The 17,915-nt window shown below is 68.9% G+C and carries 11 protein-coding genes and 1 tRNA gene; 4 read left to right on the top strand and 8 right to left on the bottom strand.

Annotation, left to right across the window (positions count from 1 at the left end; translation table 11 throughout):
- Positions 1-7 precede the first annotated feature (7 nt).
- On the top strand, positions 8-1,825 hold the full coding sequence (locus tag ASF54_RS00155; RefSeq protein ID WP_055957309.1) for a DEAD/DEAH box helicase: 1,818 nt from the start codon (positions 8-10) through the stop codon (positions 1,823-1,825).
- Between the two features lie 140 nt (positions 1,826-1,965).
- Here ASF54_RS00155 and ASF54_RS00150 read toward each other — a convergent pair whose 3' ends face one another.
- Together ASF54_RS00150 and ASF54_RS00145 are read right to left on the bottom strand one after the other, a co-directional pair.
- Positions 1,966-2,382, bottom strand: coding sequence for a hypothetical protein (locus ASF54_RS00150; protein WP_123943549.1), 417 nt, complete (start codon positions 2,380-2,382; stop codon positions 1,966-1,968).
- Between the two features lie 154 nt (positions 2,383-2,536).
- Positions 2,537-3,670 (bottom strand): hypothetical protein, encoded by a 1,134-nt coding sequence (locus ASF54_RS00145; protein ID WP_055957302.1) that lies wholly within the window; start codon positions 3,668-3,670, stop codon positions 2,537-2,539.
- 139 nt (positions 3,671-3,809) lie between these two features.
- On the opposite strand from ASF54_RS00145, the gene ASF54_RS00140 reads away from it, so the two are divergent.
- Positions 3,810-4,493, top strand: a complete 684-nt coding sequence (locus tag ASF54_RS00140; protein WP_055957298.1) for a response regulator transcription factor — start codon at positions 3,810-3,812, stop codon at positions 4,491-4,493.
- 26 nt (positions 4,494-4,519) lie between these two features.
- Positions 4,520-6,073, top strand: coding sequence for a sensor histidine kinase (locus ASF54_RS00135; RefSeq protein WP_235480889.1), 1,554 nt, complete (start codon positions 4,520-4,522; stop codon positions 6,071-6,073).
- Positions 6,074-6,185: 112 nt separating this feature from the next.
- Here the strand turns inward: ASF54_RS00135 and ASF54_RS00130 are convergent, their stop codons facing one another.
- The 6 genes from ASF54_RS00130 to ASF54_RS00105 all read right to left on the bottom strand — a co-directional run bounded on the left by ASF54_RS00130 (position 6,186) and on the right by ASF54_RS00105 (position 17,036).
- On the bottom strand, positions 6,186-8,231 hold the full coding sequence (locus ASF54_RS00130) for a hypothetical protein (protein WP_055957292.1): 2,046 nt from the start codon (positions 8,229-8,231) through the stop codon (positions 6,186-6,188).
- On the bottom strand, positions 8,228-9,355 hold the full coding sequence (locus ASF54_RS00125) for a VWA domain-containing protein (protein WP_055957290.1): 1,128 nt from the start codon (positions 9,353-9,355) through the stop codon (positions 8,228-8,230). Before ASF54_RS00125 ends, ASF54_RS00130 begins: the two co-directional genes overlap by 4 nt.
- Positions 9,352-11,859, bottom strand: a complete 2,508-nt coding sequence (locus tag ASF54_RS00120) for a DUF5682 family protein (protein WP_055957286.1) — start codon at positions 11,857-11,859, stop codon at positions 9,352-9,354. Before ASF54_RS00120 ends, ASF54_RS00125 begins: the two co-directional genes overlap by 4 nt.
- A 16-nt stretch (positions 11,860-11,875) precedes the next feature.
- Positions 11,876-12,985 carry an ATP-binding protein gene (locus ASF54_RS00115; protein ID WP_055957284.1) on the bottom strand — a complete coding sequence of 370 codons (1,110 nt, stop codon included), beginning with the start codon at positions 12,983-12,985 and terminating at the stop codon, positions 11,876-11,878.
- Entirely contained in the window at positions 12,979-16,656 is a 3,678-nt protein-coding gene (locus ASF54_RS00110; protein WP_055957281.1) for a DUF4132 domain-containing protein, read from the bottom strand. Before ASF54_RS00110 ends, ASF54_RS00115 begins: the two co-directional genes overlap by 7 nt.
- Before the next feature lie 303 nt (positions 16,657-16,959).
- Positions 16,960-17,036, bottom strand: a tRNA-Pro gene (locus tag ASF54_RS00105).
- A 380-nt stretch (positions 17,037-17,416) separates the two neighbouring features.
- Here ASF54_RS00105 and ASF54_RS00100 point away from each other — a divergent pair.
- Positions 17,417-17,791, top strand: a complete 375-nt coding sequence (locus ASF54_RS00100) for a hypothetical protein (RefSeq protein WP_055957278.1) — start codon at positions 17,417-17,419, stop codon at positions 17,789-17,791.
- The last annotated feature ends 124 nt before the right edge of the window (positions 17,792-17,915 follow it).

Genomic DNA, 17,915 nt, shown 5'->3' with positions numbered 1-17,915 from the left:
CTATACAGTGAGTGATGAAAATGCCCCGATCGAGGCCGAAGCGACCGAGACGACCGAGAACCCCCTGACGTTCGCGGATCTGGGGTTGAGCGACGCCGTCCTGAAGGCGGTGCGCGACATCGGGTACGAGACGCCTTCCGCTATTCAGGCCGCGACTATACCGACGCTCCTATCCGGCCGCGATGTCGTCGGTCTCGCTCAGACCGGTACCGGCAAGACCGCCGCTTTCGCGCTGCCGATCCTGTCGCGCCTCGATGTCAGTGCGAAGAAGCCCCAGGCTCTCGTCCTCTCCCCCACCCGTGAGCTCGCGCTCCAGGTCTGCGAAGCCTTCGAGCAGTTCGCCTCGGGCATGCGCGGCGTCCACGTTCTTCCGGTCTACGGCGGGCAGGCCTATGGCGTGCAGCTGTCGGCTCTCCGCCGCGGCGTCCACGTCGTCGTCGGCACCCCCGGCCGCATCATGGACCACCTCGCCAAAGGCACTCTCGACCTCTCCGAGCTGAAGTACCTCGTGCTCGACGAGGCTGACGAGATGCTCAAGATGGGCTTCGCGGAAGACGTCGAGACCATTCTCGCCGACACTCCCGACGACAAGCAGGTCGCGCTGTTCTCCGCGACGATGCCGTCGCAGATCCGTCGCATCTCGAAGCAGTACCTGAACGACGCCGAAGAGATCACGGTCAAGCAGAAGACCACGACCTCGGCCAACACGACCCAGCGCTACCTGATGGTCTCGTACCCGCAGAAGGTCGATGCCCTGACCCGAATCCTCGAGGTCGAGAACTTCGAGGGCATGATCATCTTCGTCCGCACGAAGAGCGAGACCGAGACGCTTGCCGAAAAGCTGCGCGCACGTGGTTACTCGGCGGCGGCGATCTCGGGTGATGTCGCCCAGGCTCAGCGTGAGCGCACGGTCAACCAGTTGAAGTCGGGCAAGCTCGACATCCTCGTGGCGACCGACGTCGCCGCCCGCGGTCTCGACGTCGACCGCATCAGCCACGTCGTCAACTACGACATTCCGATCGATACCGAGTCGTACGTGCACCGCATCGGCCGCACGGGTCGCGCCGGTCGTTCGGGTGCCGCAATCAGCTTCGTCACGCCCCGTGAGCGTCGCCTCCTCGGCGCCATCGAGAAGGCCACCCGCCAGCCCCTGACTCAGATGCAGCTTCCGAGCGTCGAAGACGTCAACGTGACGCGCCTCACCCGCTTCGACGACGCGATCACCGCGGCGCTCGAGCAGGAGCCGCGCATCTCGGCGTTCCGCGACATCATCGCGCACTACGTCGAGCACCACGACGTGCCCGAGGCCGATGTGGCTGCGGCTCTCGCGGTCGTCGCCCAGGGCGAGACCCCGCTTCTGCTCGATCCGGCGGCTGAGCGTGCCGCTCGTCGCGACGAGCGACCCGAGCGCTCTGACCGCCCGGATCGTGGCGACCGCCCCGAGCGTGACAGCGCAGACCGCGGAGAGCGACGCCCCCGCACCACGAAGCCGATGGCTCCGTACCGCATCGAGGTGGGTCGTCGTCAGCGCGTCGAGCCGCGACAGATCGTCGGAGCCCTCGCCAACGAGGGTGGCCTGAGCCGCGACGACTTCGGTGCGATCGCGATCCGACCCGACTTCTCGATCGTCGAGCTGCCGGCCGACATGTCGCCCAGCGTCTTGGAGCGCCTAACAGACACCCGCATCAGCGGCAAGCTCATCGAGATCCGGCCCGACCGCCGCAGTGGCGGCGCTCGCACCGAGCGGACGGATCGCCCCGAGCGCTCAGACCGCCCGCGTCGCGAGTACGGCGACGAGCGCCCGGCCCGCAAGCCCCGCTACTAAGCCCTTCGGCTGGGCTCGACACCGCCTTTCGGCAGAAACCCCGTCTTTCGACGGCGTTCTGGCCGGAAGGCGGTGTCTTCGTTGCGGGTCGAACGCAGGATCCGACGGCTCGCCCGGGCAGCCGGCCCCGGCTTCGAGCTCTACTGAGCGTCTTGCCGCGACTGGTTCTCGCGCGGCCCGCCGCGCAGAATGCGCCGGACCCTCGGCACAGCCAGCCCGAGAATGTCGCCGATATCGCGACGGGTGACGCCCTCGTCGTCGAGCGCGCGTGCGGCTCGGCCAAGGGCCTCCCACTCGTCGTCGAGCGCCTCGTCGGAGGTACGCCGGAGCTCTTCGGCCCGGTCGAGCTGCTCGGCGACGTCGCCGGGATACACGACCGTCAGCTCGAGCTCGATCTTCTCCGGGTCGGCGTCTTCGAAGTCGGCGATGAAGGCGCGGGCCACTGATTCGGCTTCGCCGAGCCAGCGGGCTTCGGCGACACCACCGATCGGGGCGATCTCGAGGAGCCAGGCGGAGCCGTCGCGGCTCACGGTCACGTCGTACGTCAAAGAAGGCATGCACCGAGTCTGACAGGCTCCGGGCCGGTCGGCTGACGTTCTCCACAGGGGTGGCTCGTGCCGTCGCCGGACGACCCGACGCGGATCGGCCAAGGTCGCGCGCCGCGGCGCTGTGACCTTGGCCGATCCACGTCACCTTGCAGTGAGTGGCTGCCTAGGAGGACGCGCCACAGGACTCCGCCGGGGCGGTCGCCGATCCGGACGGCGCGGTGGGCTCAGCCGTCGGCGCGGTACCCGCCTTCGGTGCGGCCGGCGTCTTGCCGTCCTTCGCCGCGGCGGGAGGTGTCGGTGCCGTGCCTTCCTTCGGTGCGGCAGGCTTCTCCCCCTGCTTCGGGAGTGCGGGAGCCTTTCCATCGGCCGGAGCCGCAGGCGCAGCAGGCGCCTTCCCGGTAGACGACGTCGCGGGCGCCTTCCCGTCGGCGGGAGCCGTCGGCGCGGCCGGAGCCTTGCCATCAGCCGGAGCCTTCCCATCAGCCGGAGCAGCCGGAGCAGTTGGCGCCTTCCCGTCAGCCGGGGCCGCAGGCTTCTTCCCGTCCGCGGGACCCGCCGGAAGCGCACCCGCCGCAGGGCCCTTCCCCGCAGCCGGCCCCCCAGTCGGCCCCGCAGCCGGCCCCGATGTCGAGCCGGAGCCCGTGCCGGACCCAGAACCCGTCCCGGTCCCCGCGCCCGCACCCGGCGCACACGCCTGCGGCGTCGAGCTCGAGCCACCGCCGGTACCGGACGTGGCGCCGTCGGTCGGTTCGGCTGTGCTGGTGCCGATTCCCGCGGATCCTGAGCCGTTCGATCCGGCGCTGCCCGCGGCCGAGCTGGTGGATCCGGTGTTGCCGTTGCCCGAGGCCGCGACCGCGGCACCCACCCCGGCCCCGCCGAGGCAGAGCGCAACGATGGCGGCACCGATCACGATGCGCTTGGTGCGCTTCTGCCCGGTGCCGAAGGCGCTGCCGGCGCCGCTGCCGCTGCCGCTGCCGTCTCCGTGGCCGGGTGCGCCGTACGAGGCGACGACGGTCTCGCGAGCCGGTGCGTTCCACTCGGCGGCGGGTCGGCCCATCTCGGGCATCTCCCGCGTCTGGGCGTAGTCGTCCGAGCCGCCCGGGGTGCCAACGACCGGCCGCGCGAGCTCCTCGGTGGGCTGGTTGTCGACGGTGCCGTCGACGTGGCCGGCACCCGTGCTGCCGTCATGGCCGCCATCGGCGCGACCGGCGTCATCGCGGCCGGCGCCGTCGTCGGCCCGGTTCATGCCGAACGGGTCGAAGGGGGTGTTGTCGTCGTTGTTGTTTTTCTTGCTCATGGGTTGCTCCGTTCATCTGGGCTGCTGCCCGGTTGCTGGTGAACTCAGAGTCGAAGTCGAATCTGAAGCATCACTTAAGGACAGCTTCTGGGCAGGAGTTTCATAGGTCCGTGCACGCGAAAAGTCGTAGCGTTCCCTCATGCCCAACCCCGCCCGAATCCTGATCGTCGACGACGACGAGACCATTCGCACCTCCGTCGCGACCGCCCTCTCGGCCGAGGGATTCAGCTGCCGAACCGCCCCCGACGGCCGTTCGATCGCGGCCGAGCTGTCGACTTTCCTGCCCGATCTGGTGATCCTCGACTGGATGATGCCGGGGCCGAACGGCATCCAGCTCGCCGCCGCCGTACGGACCTCGACCGACGCCGCCGTGGTCATGCTGACCGCTCGCGACGAGGTCGACGACCGCCTCCGCGGTTTCTCGGAGGGCATCGACGACTACCTGGTGAAGCCGTTCTCGATGGCCGAGCTCGTCGCGCGGGTTACTGCCGTGCTCCGCCGCCGCGGCCGTGTTCCGTCTGTTATCGAGATCGGCGATCTCCTCGTCGATCAGGAGGCGGCTTCGGCCCGTCGCGGCGACGTCGTCCTCGATCTCACCGCAACCGAGTTCCGCCTCCTCAAGTTCCTCGCGTCGAGCCGGGGGCGCACTCTCTCGAAGGGGCAGATCCTCACGCAGGTGTGGGGCTACGACGACTACGACCCCAATCTCGTCGAGGTCCACCTTTCGTCTCTCCGTCGAAAGATGGAGTCGCACGGCCCCCGCCTCATCCATACCGTCCGAGGCATGGGCTATCGAGTCGCTGTCGCCGAGGCCGTGCGATGAACCGAAGGATCCGCCCCACCCGAACCATGCCCGGCCTCCGAACGGGCTCTCTCCGCCTGCGCGCCGTCGTCGCCGTGCTGCTCCTCCTCGTGGTGCTGCTCGGCGCCCTCGCGATCACCGTCGAGGCCATCCTCGGTCAGCGTCTCCGCGGTCAGATCGAGGATCGGCTTCGCGACCGCGCCTCCGCCGCGACCGCTCTCGTCGGCACGGTCAGCTCGGACGACCTCGCGGAACGCCTCTCGGCCCAGGGGCTGTCGGTGCTGATCAGGGACAAGAACGGCGATTCGATCGTCGCCGGGCCCTCCCCGGAGCAGCTGCGGGCGGGGCCGAAGGCGAATGGCGGGCTGGTCGGGCCGGCCGGGAATGCGCCGGGTGGAGCGGCAGGTGCCGGGTCGTCGTCGACCGAGTCATCCGCCGAATCGTCGGGCACGTCGACTGCTCCGGCCGCCGCCGCCGATGTGACGATCAGCTCGTCGCGCATCACTGACGATGACCAGATCATCACTCTCGTGTCGATGCTCAGTGACGGGTCGACGATCACGCTGACGGCCGATGCGAGTTCGGTCGGGCAGACCCTGGCGCAGCTGCGCTGGGTGATGCTCGGGGCGTCGGGTGCGTTCTTGGTCGTGGCGGCCGTCGGCCTCGTTCTCGTGGTGCGGGCCTCTCTCCGACCTCTCGACCGGATGACCGGCGTCGCGCGCTCCATCGCCGGGGGTGATCGTGGTCGGCGACTGCGACCGGGCAATCCACGCACCGAGATCGGCCGGGTGGCCCTCGCGTTCGACGAGATGCTCGACGCCGTCGAGGGAGCGGAACGGAAGGCGCTCGAGGCCGAGGCGCGGGTTCGGTCGTTCGTGTCGGATGCCGCCCACGAGTTGCGCACACCGGTCGCCGGCATGCGTGCTGCCGCCGACACCCTCGTGCGAGCGCCGGTGAGCGCCGAGGAGCGCGAACGGCTGGCCTCACACGTCGCTCGGGAGGCGGGGCGCGCCTCGCGCCTCATCGACGACATGCTGATGATGGCTCGCGTCGATCGCGGCCTCGAGCTCGAACTCGCCCCGGTCGACCTCGGTGCGCTCGTGCTGGCCGAGGTCGAGCGGGACCGTCTGCGCCGGCCCGGGCTCGACCTGCAGGTGTCGTTGCCCGATCGCATCGTGGATAACCAGCCCGTCCTCGTCGACGCCGACGTCGACCGGCTGGCCCAGGTGATCGGCAACCTTGTCGACAACGCGTCTCGTGCCACGTCGGGGCGCGGCCGGGTCCACCTTTCGGTTCATGCGCCGGTCGGCTCTCCCGTGTCAGTCACCGTCGCCGACAATGGCCCGGGAGTTCCCGAGTCCGACCGCGAGCGCATCTTCGACCGCCTGGTGCGCCTTGACGCGGGCCGCGATCACGCGAGCGGCGGTGCCGGTCTCGGTCTGCCGATCGCGCGCGGCATCGCCCGGGCGCACGGGGGCGAGCTGGTGTGTGTTGCGCCGGCGTCCGGTGTGGGGGCCGAGTTCGTGGTGACGCTGCCGGTGCTAGTGCCTTCTGCAGCAACAGGAGTCAAGCGCAGTTTTTTGGCCGTCGGTCGGAACTAGGGAGGTTCTCCGCGCGGAGCCCGTCTTGCCAGCTGACATCGCTCCCGCCGCAATCACGGACATTCTCTAACGGAAAACGACCCGACCGTTGTAACCGCCGGCACCAAGCGCGTCAGCCAGCAGCAAGCCCGAGCGCTCGTCCGACAACGTAGTAGCACCTCAAGAGCGCTAGGGGGTCAAGCCGCTCGGCGTCGACTACGAAGTCGACCGCGTCGGACACAGCTCCGAGAGTGAGGTTGCGCGCCATCGAGCGCTGGCGTTTAAGCAGCGCGCTCTGGCGCTCGTTGAGCGTGGGACGGCCCGTGGCGGCCAGCTCGTCGAGAACCTCGACGATGGGCAGCAGCACCCGTTCGCCGAGGGTCGGCGGCTGTTGCGGCGGCCCTGCGGGGCGAAATTCGGCCGGAGCTCCCCCAGCCAGCCGTGACGCCAAGCGGGAGAGACGCTGACGCAGTGCCGACGGCTTACCCGACGAGGGAGTCTCGGCGGCAGGCCGCTCGAAGTCCAGCGGGACAAGCCGGAGGAAGGCACCATCGCGTACGACAACGCTCGACACGTCGATTCGCATCCGCCCGGATCGCACCCGTCGTACCCCGACGATGTACTCCACGACGGCGCGCGTCTCGACCAGCGCGAGAAGGGCATCGGCCCGACGGCGGTGGTCGACGTCGGCCTCGATTTGCACGTCGAGCACCCTGCCCGAAGTGTCTGTCAGCGGCCAGCTGAGTTCCTGCGCCACTTCTCGCAGATCGAGGTCGCCGACCGACGAAGGACGCACGACCACCGTCGATTCGCCGCGGCCGTCGGCACCCCGCATCTGCGACCAGTCATCGACGGCCAGGGGCGCGAAGTCGTCGTGCCCGAGGCGGCGTGCCGAGGCGAAGTCGATCGAGCTGAGGTCTCCCGCCGAGAGCTCGCCGTCGGCGTCGAGTCGCGGGCTGCGGAGGGTAAAGGCACCTTCGACGACTTTCGCGATTGAGAGCCCCCAGAGCAGTCCAGGCCCGTCACGTCGGAACGACGGGTCAGTGCCGGAGGCCCGCGCCGAGGTGGTCTCGACGAGTTGCCCGGTCGCCCGGTCAAGGAAGACCGCCGTCACTCCACGGCCCCCAGCCGGCGGCTCGAACCAGCGAACGTCGAGGGGGACCAGGTCGAGTGCCGCGACCTCGACGAAGGTGCGACGGGCCACTCCGCGTAGCCGATCGATGCGAACGGGATCGCCCGACGCCGCTTCGACTGCGGTGGCGTGCGCGACGATGTCGGCGAGGACGACGGCGAGCTGCGGCTCGGTCACGTCGTCGTGGTGCGCGGCGAGGTCGTCCGAGAGCCCGGCGGCACTCGCGAGGAGTCGCGCAAGTCGGTGGAGTCCCTCGATGCGGGCGGTCATCGAGTCGATAGCCAACCGATCGGAGGCGTCGTTCCCGAGGTGGGCCAGCCCGGTGCGCCAGAGCGCCGAGGCCGTTGCACGGGCGTCGGCGAGCGCCTGAGCCTCGCCTGCCGACAGTCGCGAAGGATCCGTCGGTGCTGCTGGGGAGGCGAGTCCGGGCCATCGCCACTCGCGTCCCGACGATTCGACGACGAGGCGGACGGCGGTCAGGTGCCGCTGGGGCCGCTCGGCACGGGGATAGCCCGAGATCATGCCGTCGAAACCGGCGCCGCGCACGAAGCGGATCGTCGTGCTCTCGCCGGCCAGAATGACATCGATGTGGGAGTCACTGGGGTGGATGGTGGCGGTTCCGTCGAAGGCCCGAGATAGACGAACGGCGGCGATTCCGACGTTCTTCGCGAGGACGAGCGGATCGAGCCCCAGCAGCTCATCAAGGGCGGTCGGGCCGTCGACGACAGCGCCTTCACCGGTAGCCACGGGACCGCCGTCGTCATCGCCTTCGCCCGGGGCCTGCGCGAGGTTGCGCAGCCAGAGGCTGGCAGCCAGGACATGCTGGCAGATTCCGGCGGCGACACAGTCGCAGGTAGCACCGGCCGGACCGCTGGGCCCGACGCGGACGGTCGCACCCGCCACCTCGACAGTAGACTCATCGACCGCCGACACCCGCCCGGCGGCGACGTCCTTGGCGGCGCGACGCAGCAGGCCGACGTTACCGAGCGTCTGCAGAGTCGCATCGTCGAAATCGCGGAAAGCCGCCGCGACCGGATTCACGCTCACGCCATGACCTCGCCCAGCCACTCGCCGAAGTGCTCGGGCGTGAGCGCGGCGATCTCCATGCCTCGTGTGGAAAGCCGGTCAGCCATTTGCCGGTCGTAGGTGGGCTCGGCGACCTCGTCGAGCGCGGCCAGCCCGAGAAGCGTGACACCGGACTCTCTCAGGCGCGAGACGGTGGCAAGCATAGCCGCCACGGAGCCACCCTCCTCGAAGTCGCTGATCAGCGTCAGGACGGTGCGCGAGGGGGTGGTCACCAGGCCCTCGCAGTACCCGAGGGCTCCGGCGATGTCAGTGCCGCCGCCGAGCTGTGCGGTCAGGAGCACGCCGACGGGGTCGCTCGCCAATGTGGTCACGTCCGTCACCGAGGTGTCGAAGAGCACCAGCTTCACCGTGACGCCGGGCAGCGCTGCCAGGATGCTGGCGCAGACCGCGCTGTACATGACCGAGCTGGCCATCGATCCGCTTTGGTCGACGCAGACGATGACATCCCACGGCAGAGTCCGCTTGGCGCGAGCGGTGAAGCGCACCTGGTCGACGTAGAGGCGCGCCGTCGCCGGGTTATAGTTTCGAAGGTTGAGGTGCAGAGTCGCCCGCCAGTCGAAGGTCGCGCTCGACCGCCGCATCGACCGGGCCCTGGTGCGCCGACCGATCAGCGCCTGGGCGAAGCGGGGGCGCACCCGCTGCACGATGTCATCGACCGTAGCCGCGATGACGCGGCGCACCCCGGCCTCGACCGACGCGTCGAGCCTGCCCCGGATCGACAGCAGCGCAGTCGCTAGCTGAGGCGAGGGCACGAGCGCGGCGGCGGCGTCCTCGTCGGCGAGCAGCTCGGTTAGCCCGTACTTCTCGATGGCATGCACCTGCATGCGCTCGTACGTCGACTGCGGAAACAGCTCTCGCGCTCCGCCGAGCCAGTTCAGCGCAGTCAGGGCGGAGGCGTCGAGCGACCCGCCGGCTCCCTCGGTGCGCAGGCGGTGTCCACGAGCGGTGTATTCGCGGTCGTACAGGTATGACAGCGTCCGCTCAATCGCCACGTCGGCCCCCTGCAGGCCGCTGCCCGGCAGCGAGTCATTGGCGTACCGCCCCAGGATCAGCCGCCATCGGCGGGCCTTCTGCGCATCGGTCACAGTGTCTCCCCCGCCCACCCCTTGAGCCCGTCTGCAGCCAGCGCCGTGGCGAGGGCCCGGTGCAGGACGATACCCTCCGACAAATCGCCCGAGGTGAGCCCGCCGCTCGTTGCGGTGAGCACCGCGGCGCCCCTCCCGACCAGCCGTTCGGCGAGAGATGCCGTCTCGACGGGTCGCAGCCACCCGAACGACCGCCGCAACTCGGGCAGGTAGGTCAGGAAGGCTTCCTCGGGTAGCTGCTCGACACCGACCTGGATCGCGTCGAAGACAACGGGGTCGCGCAGCAGCAGGTCGGGTGCGGCGCGCAGGAAGCCTGACAAGAACCGCATGGCGCGGTCCACGTCGGCACCGGCGCCGAGATCGGAGATAAGCGTGTCCGCGAGGCTGACATCGGACAGGGCACCGTCGACGGCCACCAGAGCGGTGAGGGCCCCACGGACGGCAGGTGATGACTCTGCAACCGAACGAAGCCGTTCGAGCTCGCGACGAACGGGCTCGACGTCCAGACCAGTCTGCTCGTCGACCCGCGAGGCGAACTCCCGCAGCTCTACGATCATCGAGACCGCGGCGTCGTCGTCGGTCTGCGGCATCTCACCCAGAGTCGGGACGGCGAACGCGATCGCGGCCACGGCCTTCTCGATCAGGCGTGCGAACTGCTCCGAATCGCCGAGCTGCAGCTCGTCTCGCGCTCCGAACAACTGGAGCAGCCGCCGCCCTGCAGCCGCCACGGACATTAGCGACGAATCGGCGTCCAGGTGCTGCCCGACTACGAGGACGAGGCGGGGCAGGTGGTCGGTCAGACCGACCACGGCCACCTGTGCCAGGAGCGCCACGGCCTCGGAGGCCGAGCGGCCGTTCTCGGCGAGAGCCCGCTCGGCCCGAGCAAAGCGTGCGACAGCGATTTCGTCGAGCGAGGTTCCCTCAGCCGCGGCATCGATGAGCTGGGCCTCGACGAGAGGGGTCCACGCGTAGGTCCACTCCTGGAATAGCCGCCCGAGCCCGCGGCCCGAGACAAAGTCGGGGCCCGCCGTGCGGGTGGCAAACCCCACGCGCAGGAACTCGAGGAGGTTCAGCAGGCGGCTCCGCTCACGGTGCGCTGGCTTCCTGTGGAGGTCGAGAGAGGTCGACCGCGGCCGGCTGTCGGCGATGACCAGGCCCGCAGCGGCGACCCGGCGCCGTACTTCCGCGACCATCGGTGGGGCTGCCGCGTCGGGTGGCACCTCGCCGAGGCGGTCTCCGACGAAGACCAAGCGGAGGGCGTCTCGGAGCGACGGCGAACCGCTGTCGTCGTCCTTGATGAAGGTCGAGGTGATCGCGTCGAGCACGTCGGTTCGTCCAATACGAGCCCGGCCGCGAAGGTCTGCCAGGCGCCTCGCCGCGATAAGAGCGGCTGTGACGTCGGAGATGCCGAGCAGCTCGGTGGTCTTGGCCGACGACACGGCCCGGGCGACGTCAAGGAGGATGTCTCTGGTCGGATCGGCGTTGCCCGACGCCCAGACCCTCGAGTAGTAGCCGGGGCTCGGCATACCAGCACCGTAGCCGCTGACCGCATCGAGGCGCGCCTGGTCGAAGCGGATCAGCCAGGCCTCGCCGGTGCCGTCGCGTGGGGCGCCGTATCCGCTGGCCGGCGCTGCGTCACGCACGAGTGCACCTTCGGGAGCACCGGCGAGCGCCTCGACTAACGCGAGCGTATGGAACGCCCCCGTCACCACGACGATGGGCCCGGTCGTCGCAGCGCGGACCTCCGCGATCCTGGCGGCCATGAGTGCCTCGCGCGGGATGGATCCCTCGGCGACGAGCACATCGGGCTCGTACTCGAGCCGGGCGAGGGCGCTCCAGACGAATACGTCGTCGAGAAGGACGCGGGCATCGGCTGCGCCGAGCTGGGCGCTCGTATCGCGGGGCTGGGCAGTCGCATCGTCGTCAGTTGCGCCCGTGTCGCCTCTCAGCTCGAAGAGATGATCCCAGAGCTCATCGTGGTCGCGGCAGTGCTCGCGCGCGGCGAGGGCCGTAATCGTGGCGCTATGCGCGAGGTAGCGCTCGGCCTGGATGCTGCGCGTCAGGGCGGTCTCGTTCGCATCATCCGACTCGGCGGCGTTGCCGGTGCCGTTCGACGTGTCCGGCCGCGCGTCCCACGCGAGGTCAATGAACCGCGCCGTGGCGCCGATCTCGTGCGCGCGGCGCAAGGCGACCCACTCCGGCGAGTACTCGGCGAGCGGGTAGAACCCGTTCGACACGGCGCTATCTCCCGCAGTGCTCAGGATGGCCACGGGCGGCACGGTCTCTTCGCGCGTGAGCTGCGAGAGGAGGGCCGTGTACTCCTCCGGCCCTTCGATGAGCACGGACGTCGGCACGACCTCGTCGATCAGGGTGCTTACCGCGCGGGCGCACGCGGGGCTGTGGTGCCGGATCGGCGCGAAATGGACGCCCTGCCGCTCGAGCTCGCGGAGCATCCTGAATGCTCGCTCGAGGCGGTCCGGGAGGACGGGGACGATGGGTGTCACGGCGTGCGGGTCTTCATCATTTCGCCCATAGGTCGGTGGCGGCCGCGAAGAATTGCTTCCACGCCGGGTCGCGGCGGGCGCGCTCGCGCACCACGTTGTCGACGTAGAACCGAAGGCGCTTGGCGTCTTCGGGGTCATCCTTCAGGGCGACGCCAGCGAGCTGCCGGGCGATCGCGGCCGGCGTGACGACGCCCTCGCCGAAGTAGCGGGCATCAAGGGCCGCCGCGTAGGCGACGTTCACCGCCTCGGCCGTCGACATGACGGTCTGCGGCGTCTTCACCGGGGTTCCATCAGCCGTGACGCCGCTGCGGAGCTCGGCGAAGGCCGTCACGAGCAGTTCGATCACGCTCCGGTCGAACCGGATCTCGGGGGCCAGATCCCCGAGCTCGGCCGTCAGCTGCTCCTCGACGAGGCGGATCTCGAAGGCGCGGTCGCTGATCGGGTGCACGGTTTCGAACGTGAACCGGCGCTTGAGGGCGGACGACATCTCGTTGACACCGCGGTCGCGCAGGTTGGCCGTCGCGATCATCGTGAAGCCGGGACGCGCAGCGACGCGGGCGCCCTCGCCGAACTCTGGCACCATGAGCTGCTTCTCGGAGAGGATCGACACCAGGGTGTCCTGGATCTCAGGAGCACAGCGGGTTATCTCCTCGAAGCGCACCACGCGGCCGCGCGACAGGCCCTGGTAGATGGGCGATGGCACTAATGCGCGCTCGGTGGGCCCCTCGGCGAGGAGGAGCGCGTAGTTCCAGCTGTAGCGAATGTGGTCTTCAGTCGTTCCGGCCGTTCCCTGGATCGTCAAGCCGGAGTCACCGCTGATCGCCGCCGCCAGAAGCTCGGAGAGCATCGACTTAGCCGTGCCTGGCTCACCGACGAGCATCAGCCCCTGTCGACCCAGCAGGGTCACGACCGCGCGGTCGACGAGAGGATCGTTGCCGTAGAACTTCTGGCGAACGCCAAGCGACGAGTCACCGAGGATGAACGATCGCACCGACCGCGGTGAGAGCACCCACCCCGGCGGAAGCAAAGCACCCGAGGCCACGTCGGCCTCGCGCAACGCTGTGAGCTCGTCGGCAAAGCGCACCTCGGCGGGCGGGCGGAGCTCGGTGGTGCTCGTGTCTACCATTGCGCCTTCTTCTCCCATTCCGGATCGAACGTTCCCGCCGCCGCCACTGCGAGGTAGTCGGCGTAACTCTCGGCGAGCAGTACGGGTGGTACGTCTCCGATCGCGACCGGCTTCGTGCGCCAGCCTGTCGATAGCTTGTTAAACGACAGAGTGGTGATGGCTGCCGGGATGTTCTCCTCCGGCAGGGGATTGCCGGTGAAGCCGATGACGACCTCGATGTCGAGACTGGTGAACGGCTTGAGATACTGGTAGAACCAGCCGCCGTCCTCCCCGGCTCCCCTCTGGTAGCCCCGCTTCGTCGCCGCGCCGCGGATAGTGAACGAGTCGGTGAGCCAGCCCTTGCGGTCGACGATTTCCCCGTCGACGGGCGCAAGTATGGGATCCTCCGTCGCGAGCTGCTCGAACAGGGGCGTCACGTCGTAATCGGCGAGATGGGCCTGCCACGCGGCTCGCTCTTCAGCCGTCATCAGCGAAGCGTGGGCGACCTGTACGATCCCGCCGGCCGGAAGCTCGACGTCATCGTCCGCTGCGTCAATCAACTGACCAGTGTCGTCGGGCCGGAACAGTATGTTCGTCGACACACCGGCCTCAGAGCGGAACACCCAGACCAAGCGCGACACAAGCCTGGACATGAGGGGATGAGGAAGCAGGAACTCCGCGAAATCGGCGACCGGCCACGCCCTCTCGGCGCACATGGCCTCATAGAGCCGCCCTGCCTGCATTCCGAGCTGCTGCTTGAGCTCTTTCTTGGCCGCCGACAGCTGGGCCTTCGCCTCGGCGACCGCCTCGGGCTCATCACTCTGCCGAGCGGCCGGGAGCGCCTTGATGACCTTGCCCGACTCGTCGGAGAGCTCGAGGGTGTTCCTGGAGGTAATCCGCCCGACGAAGCCGCGGTCCCCGTAGTTGAGGCGCAGCACGCCGTCGTCATCGAACCCCGCCGTCGGGATCGTGCGGTCCGCGAGCTCCTCGGTCGACCAGCCTCGGCGCTCGGCGATCTTGTCGACCAGCTCGCGGGCCCGGTTCTGCACCGACTTCGTGCGGTGGCGCCGCGAGGTGGCGAGCAGGAGCTGGGTCGCGGCCAGGTCGTCGCTCGCGGCGGCGACCTCGAGGAGCGCCTCGATCTGCGCCCGGCGCAGGTAATGGTCTTTCATGAATCGCTGGATTGCCTGCACGAGCACCGGCCCCGCCGTGCCGGAGGCAAGGGCGAGCAGCCCCTTCTCTCCGATGGCGGAACCGACATAGGTAGCGGCGTGCTCGCGGCGCGCCTGGGCGTGAAAGTCATCGAGCGTGAACTTGGCCTCAGGGGTCTCGGCGTACCACTGCGGGTAGCGCTTCACCATGTCGGCGGTCGATTGAAGGCGACGCGGCGCCTCCGCGTCGGCGAAGGCGCGCGACTCCTCCTCGGACGGATGCCGCGTATCTCGGGCGATCCAGGCCGAGAGGGCGAACTCGCCAAGGACCGCCCGGCTCGGTCCGTCGAGCAGGGTCAGATAGCGCCCGACGAGGCCGCCGCCGCCCGGCTCCTTTAGCTTGAGGGCGAGGGCAAGCCACCACCGGACGACCTGTGCTGGCACGGCCGTACCGTGCGATGCCCAGCAGACGGGCGGCAGAGCATCGAACGGGAACCAGGCGAGTGCGGCGGGTACGCCGTTCGCAAGGCCAGCCGTGGCTTCGGCTTCGAGGGCGGCCGGCCTGAGTTCTTGAGCGATGTCGTCGCCCAGTGCCTCAAGGGAGGTGAGTAGCGCGGCGCGGACGACTTCACGCTTCTCTTTCGCGAGAGCGGCACGGAGCGGCGCGATCGTGGCGGGATCGCCGAGGCGGGCGAGCCACTGCGCCGTGGAGACGCGGATCTCGAGCTTGCGGTCCGCAAGCGCGCCAACGGCTAGCGCGACAGCACCGGGACGCGTTTCGAGGACCTTCTGCGCGGCAAGGCGATTCGACTTGCCCGCTCCGAGTGCAAGGTCGACAACCGGCGCCACGAGATGGCCGGGGATCGACGGCATCATGCCAAGGATGGTCAGGGCCGTCGCGATGTCGTCGGAGGAGGCGCCATACCGCATCCACGTGCCCTTCGACGTCAGAACATCGGCCAGGAGGTTCGAATGTTCGACGAAGAAGGGCCAAATGTGCTCTTCGGCAAAACGGTCGAGGCCGTTGCCGTAGTGAGTGAAGCAGAGCCGCGCGACGTCGGTCGTGACAGCGTCGAACCCGACCCGCGCGGCGGCGTCGGCGAGTTCGCGCAGGTCGTGGTCAAAGCCTCCGGCCGTGTCTTCGCTGATCGCCCACCACGGAATCTGGGTGGTGCCATCGCCCCCGTGGCCTGTCGCGTGGAGCCGGAAGGCCTGCAGGACGGTGAGTCCGGTGAAGCTGCCGGCGAAGCGGCGGTGGTTGAACTCGGTCACGAGCTCCGGCACGGCACCGCCTCGCGAGAGGTAGGCGGCAAAGGCGCGAATATCGGCCTCGGTCACCCTCGACAGGATGGCGCTGTGCGTGATGGCCGCCTTCCGGTCGTCCTTCTCCCAGGTCGTCGCCTTCGGTTCAAGAGGCATAGCAGCGCGCTTCCGAAGCTCGGCGAGCACCACGGCGAGCCGCTGCCGCGTCTGAGTCACGAAGTCGTCGCCGAGGTCGGGCTCAGCCGGACGGACGTAGGGCGGGACGGTGATCTCGTCGGCCGCCTCGGCGGCAGGAGCGGCGACGGCCCGCAATCGCTCAAGGGCCGTCTGAAGCATCTCGCGGCGGCGCGCGATCGCCGCGCCCTTCGCGCCATCGGTCGCCGCGAGTGCGCGCTCAACGGCACCGCTGCCGTCGCCGATGCGGCTGACAGCGCCGATCACGTCGGCGATGGCGACGGCGGGAGCGGACAGGAGCAACGGCTCGAACAACTCGAGCTGCTGTGCGGCCGGAAGCACGGACAGCGCGTGGATCGCGTCGCCGCGCACGCCCTTCGAAGTGTCGCGCAAAAGGATCGCGAGCACGTCAAGCAACGGAAGCAGGGTCTCGGGGTGACGCCGCGTCAGCTCGATGACCTCGCGGCGGCCGTCGGCGGTGAAGTCGGAGACGAGCTCCCTGAGTCGCTTGCGGTGGGCGACCACGAATTCTGGTGTTCCTGCCAAACGCGACAGGTTGTCGATGGGTGGCCGATACCAATACGACCCGAGGTTCGCCCGGTCGAATGCGGTCGCCAGGGTGATAGAGACAGCCTCTTCGGTTTCGAAGCCATCGGACTCCAGCAACGAAACAATGAAGACGGGCGTCCACGTCGTCCGATGCTCGGCGAGCCAGGGTACGGTCCGCTCGGTGTCACGGCTGTAGATGTGATCACGGGGGTCGAGCGCATCGACGAGAAGGCAGGGCAGCCAGTCAGGCCCCGCGGCGCTCGTCCGGGGCTGCGGCTTTGAGCGTCGCGCGGCGATCAGGACCCGCCCGAGTCTCACGACCTGATCGGGGCGCAGGACGACAATCCGCTCGTGAAGAAGCCGGCGGGCCGCTTCGGAATCTACCGGCGACCAGCCACGATCGGCCTTTTCGATGCGCGCGGCGAGTTCGCTCGCGGGATGCGTGGTGGAGTGAGTGCCGCCGATTTCGCCGGGCCAGCCGAGTAGCGAGAAGACGAGGTCGTCAGACGCCCCGGCAATCTCGGAGACGACCATCGCGTCAGCGCCTTCGAGCACATAAGCGAGCACTCGTTGGAACAACTCAGGCGACGAAGCCTTCAGAACGCGGAGTGCGTCGAAAAGCTCCGCCGGCGTTCCCTTGGGCGCTCCCGCCCTCCGACGCATCTTGATACCGAACACGTGACCCCCCACTGAAAATCCTGAGGCCAGCGTATAGGCGACCACGGAGATCGTCGTGCCCCCGAAAGGCCAGCGCCGGTAGTGCTAAGTACTCAGGAGCCTCGCCGCCTGGACGACGTTACGTCGCAGTCAGCCCGACCAACGCAAAAGACGGCCGCCAGAGGCGACCGTCTTCCACACTGGTCGGGCTGACAGGATTTGAACCTGCGACCCCTTGACCCCCAGTCAAGTGCGCTACCAAGCTGCGCCACAGCCCGAGATGACTCCGTCTGAACCGTGAGGAACAGCCGATGTAATCCGGTGTTGCCCCGACCGAGGCAACCGGACAAGCATACCCGACCGAGCGGCCTCCCACGAACCACCCGCGAGATCCGAGGCCCCCCGACCGCGTTTGCGTCATCCGACCGCGTTTATTCACGGTCGGGTGACGCTTTTACGGTCGAGACGCGAGCCGGCCGAGCTCACCCCACCCCAGCCGAGCCCAGCCGCCGCAGCACCCGACCCGCAATTGACCCCAGAGTCAATCAGGAAAAAGAAACACCGACCCCCCAGAGACAACCGCGGCAACCCCAGCCAGCAGCACTCACCGCACCCCACACCAGCGCTAGCCTGGAACCCCCAGATCGAAAGCCGCCCCGTGCAGAAGAAGCTCGTCGTCCTTGTCGCCGCCACCGTCGGATCCTTAGCTCTCGGCCTCACCGGCTGCTCCACCAGCTACCCCGACATCGCCGGCGTCTGGAAGGCCTCCGACGGCTCGCCCAACAAGACCATCAGCGACGACGGCAACTGCACGAACATGCTCTACACCGGCAGCACAATGAAAGAGATCGCGAAGCCGGGCATGTGCCAGATCACGGGCACAGCTGACCGTGGCGGCTTCACGCTGAAGGTCTCACAGACGGGAACGGTCGAGACGTATACCGCCACCTTCCGCAATCACGACGACACAATCGAGTTATCGCAAGCCGGGAGCACCATCGTGACGCTCACGCGCGCCCCCAGCGTCGACTAGGTCGGCGTCCTCCCACCTCAGGTCGATCCGCGCCCCAGCGACGCACCCCACTGCCGAGCGCCACCGCCGCGCCGCCGCCCGGCCACACAGGGTGCCCGCGCCGAGCACCACCGCCGCGCACACA

The organism is Frondihabitans sp. Leaf304 (genome assembly GCF_001423105.1).
In the GTDB taxonomy this organism is placed as follows: Bacteria; Actinomycetota; Actinomycetes; order Actinomycetales; family Microbacteriaceae; genus Frondihabitans.
This window is presented reverse-complemented; position numbering and strand designations above follow the sequence as displayed.

Bases quoted from the DNA above. Each gene is read 5' to 3' on its own strand.
- ASF54_RS00150 (WP_123943549.1), bottom strand. From the start codon at position 2,382: ATGCCTTCTTTGACGTACGACGTGACCGTGAGCCGCGACGGCTCCGCC.
- ASF54_RS00145 (WP_055957302.1), bottom strand. From the start codon at position 3,670: ATGAGCAAGAAAAACAACAACGACGACAACACCCCCTTCGACCCGTTC.
- ASF54_RS00140 (WP_055957298.1), top strand. From the start codon at position 3,810: ATGCCCAACCCCGCCCGAATCCTGATCGTCGACGACGACGAGACCATT.
- ASF54_RS00135 (WP_235480889.1), top strand. From the start codon at position 4,520: ATGCCCGGCCTCCGAACGGGCTCTCTCCGCCTGCGCGCCGTCGTCGCC.
- ASF54_RS00115 (WP_055957284.1), bottom strand. From the start codon at position 12,985: ATGGTAGACACGAGCACCACCGAGCTCCGCCCGCCCGCCGAGGTGCGC.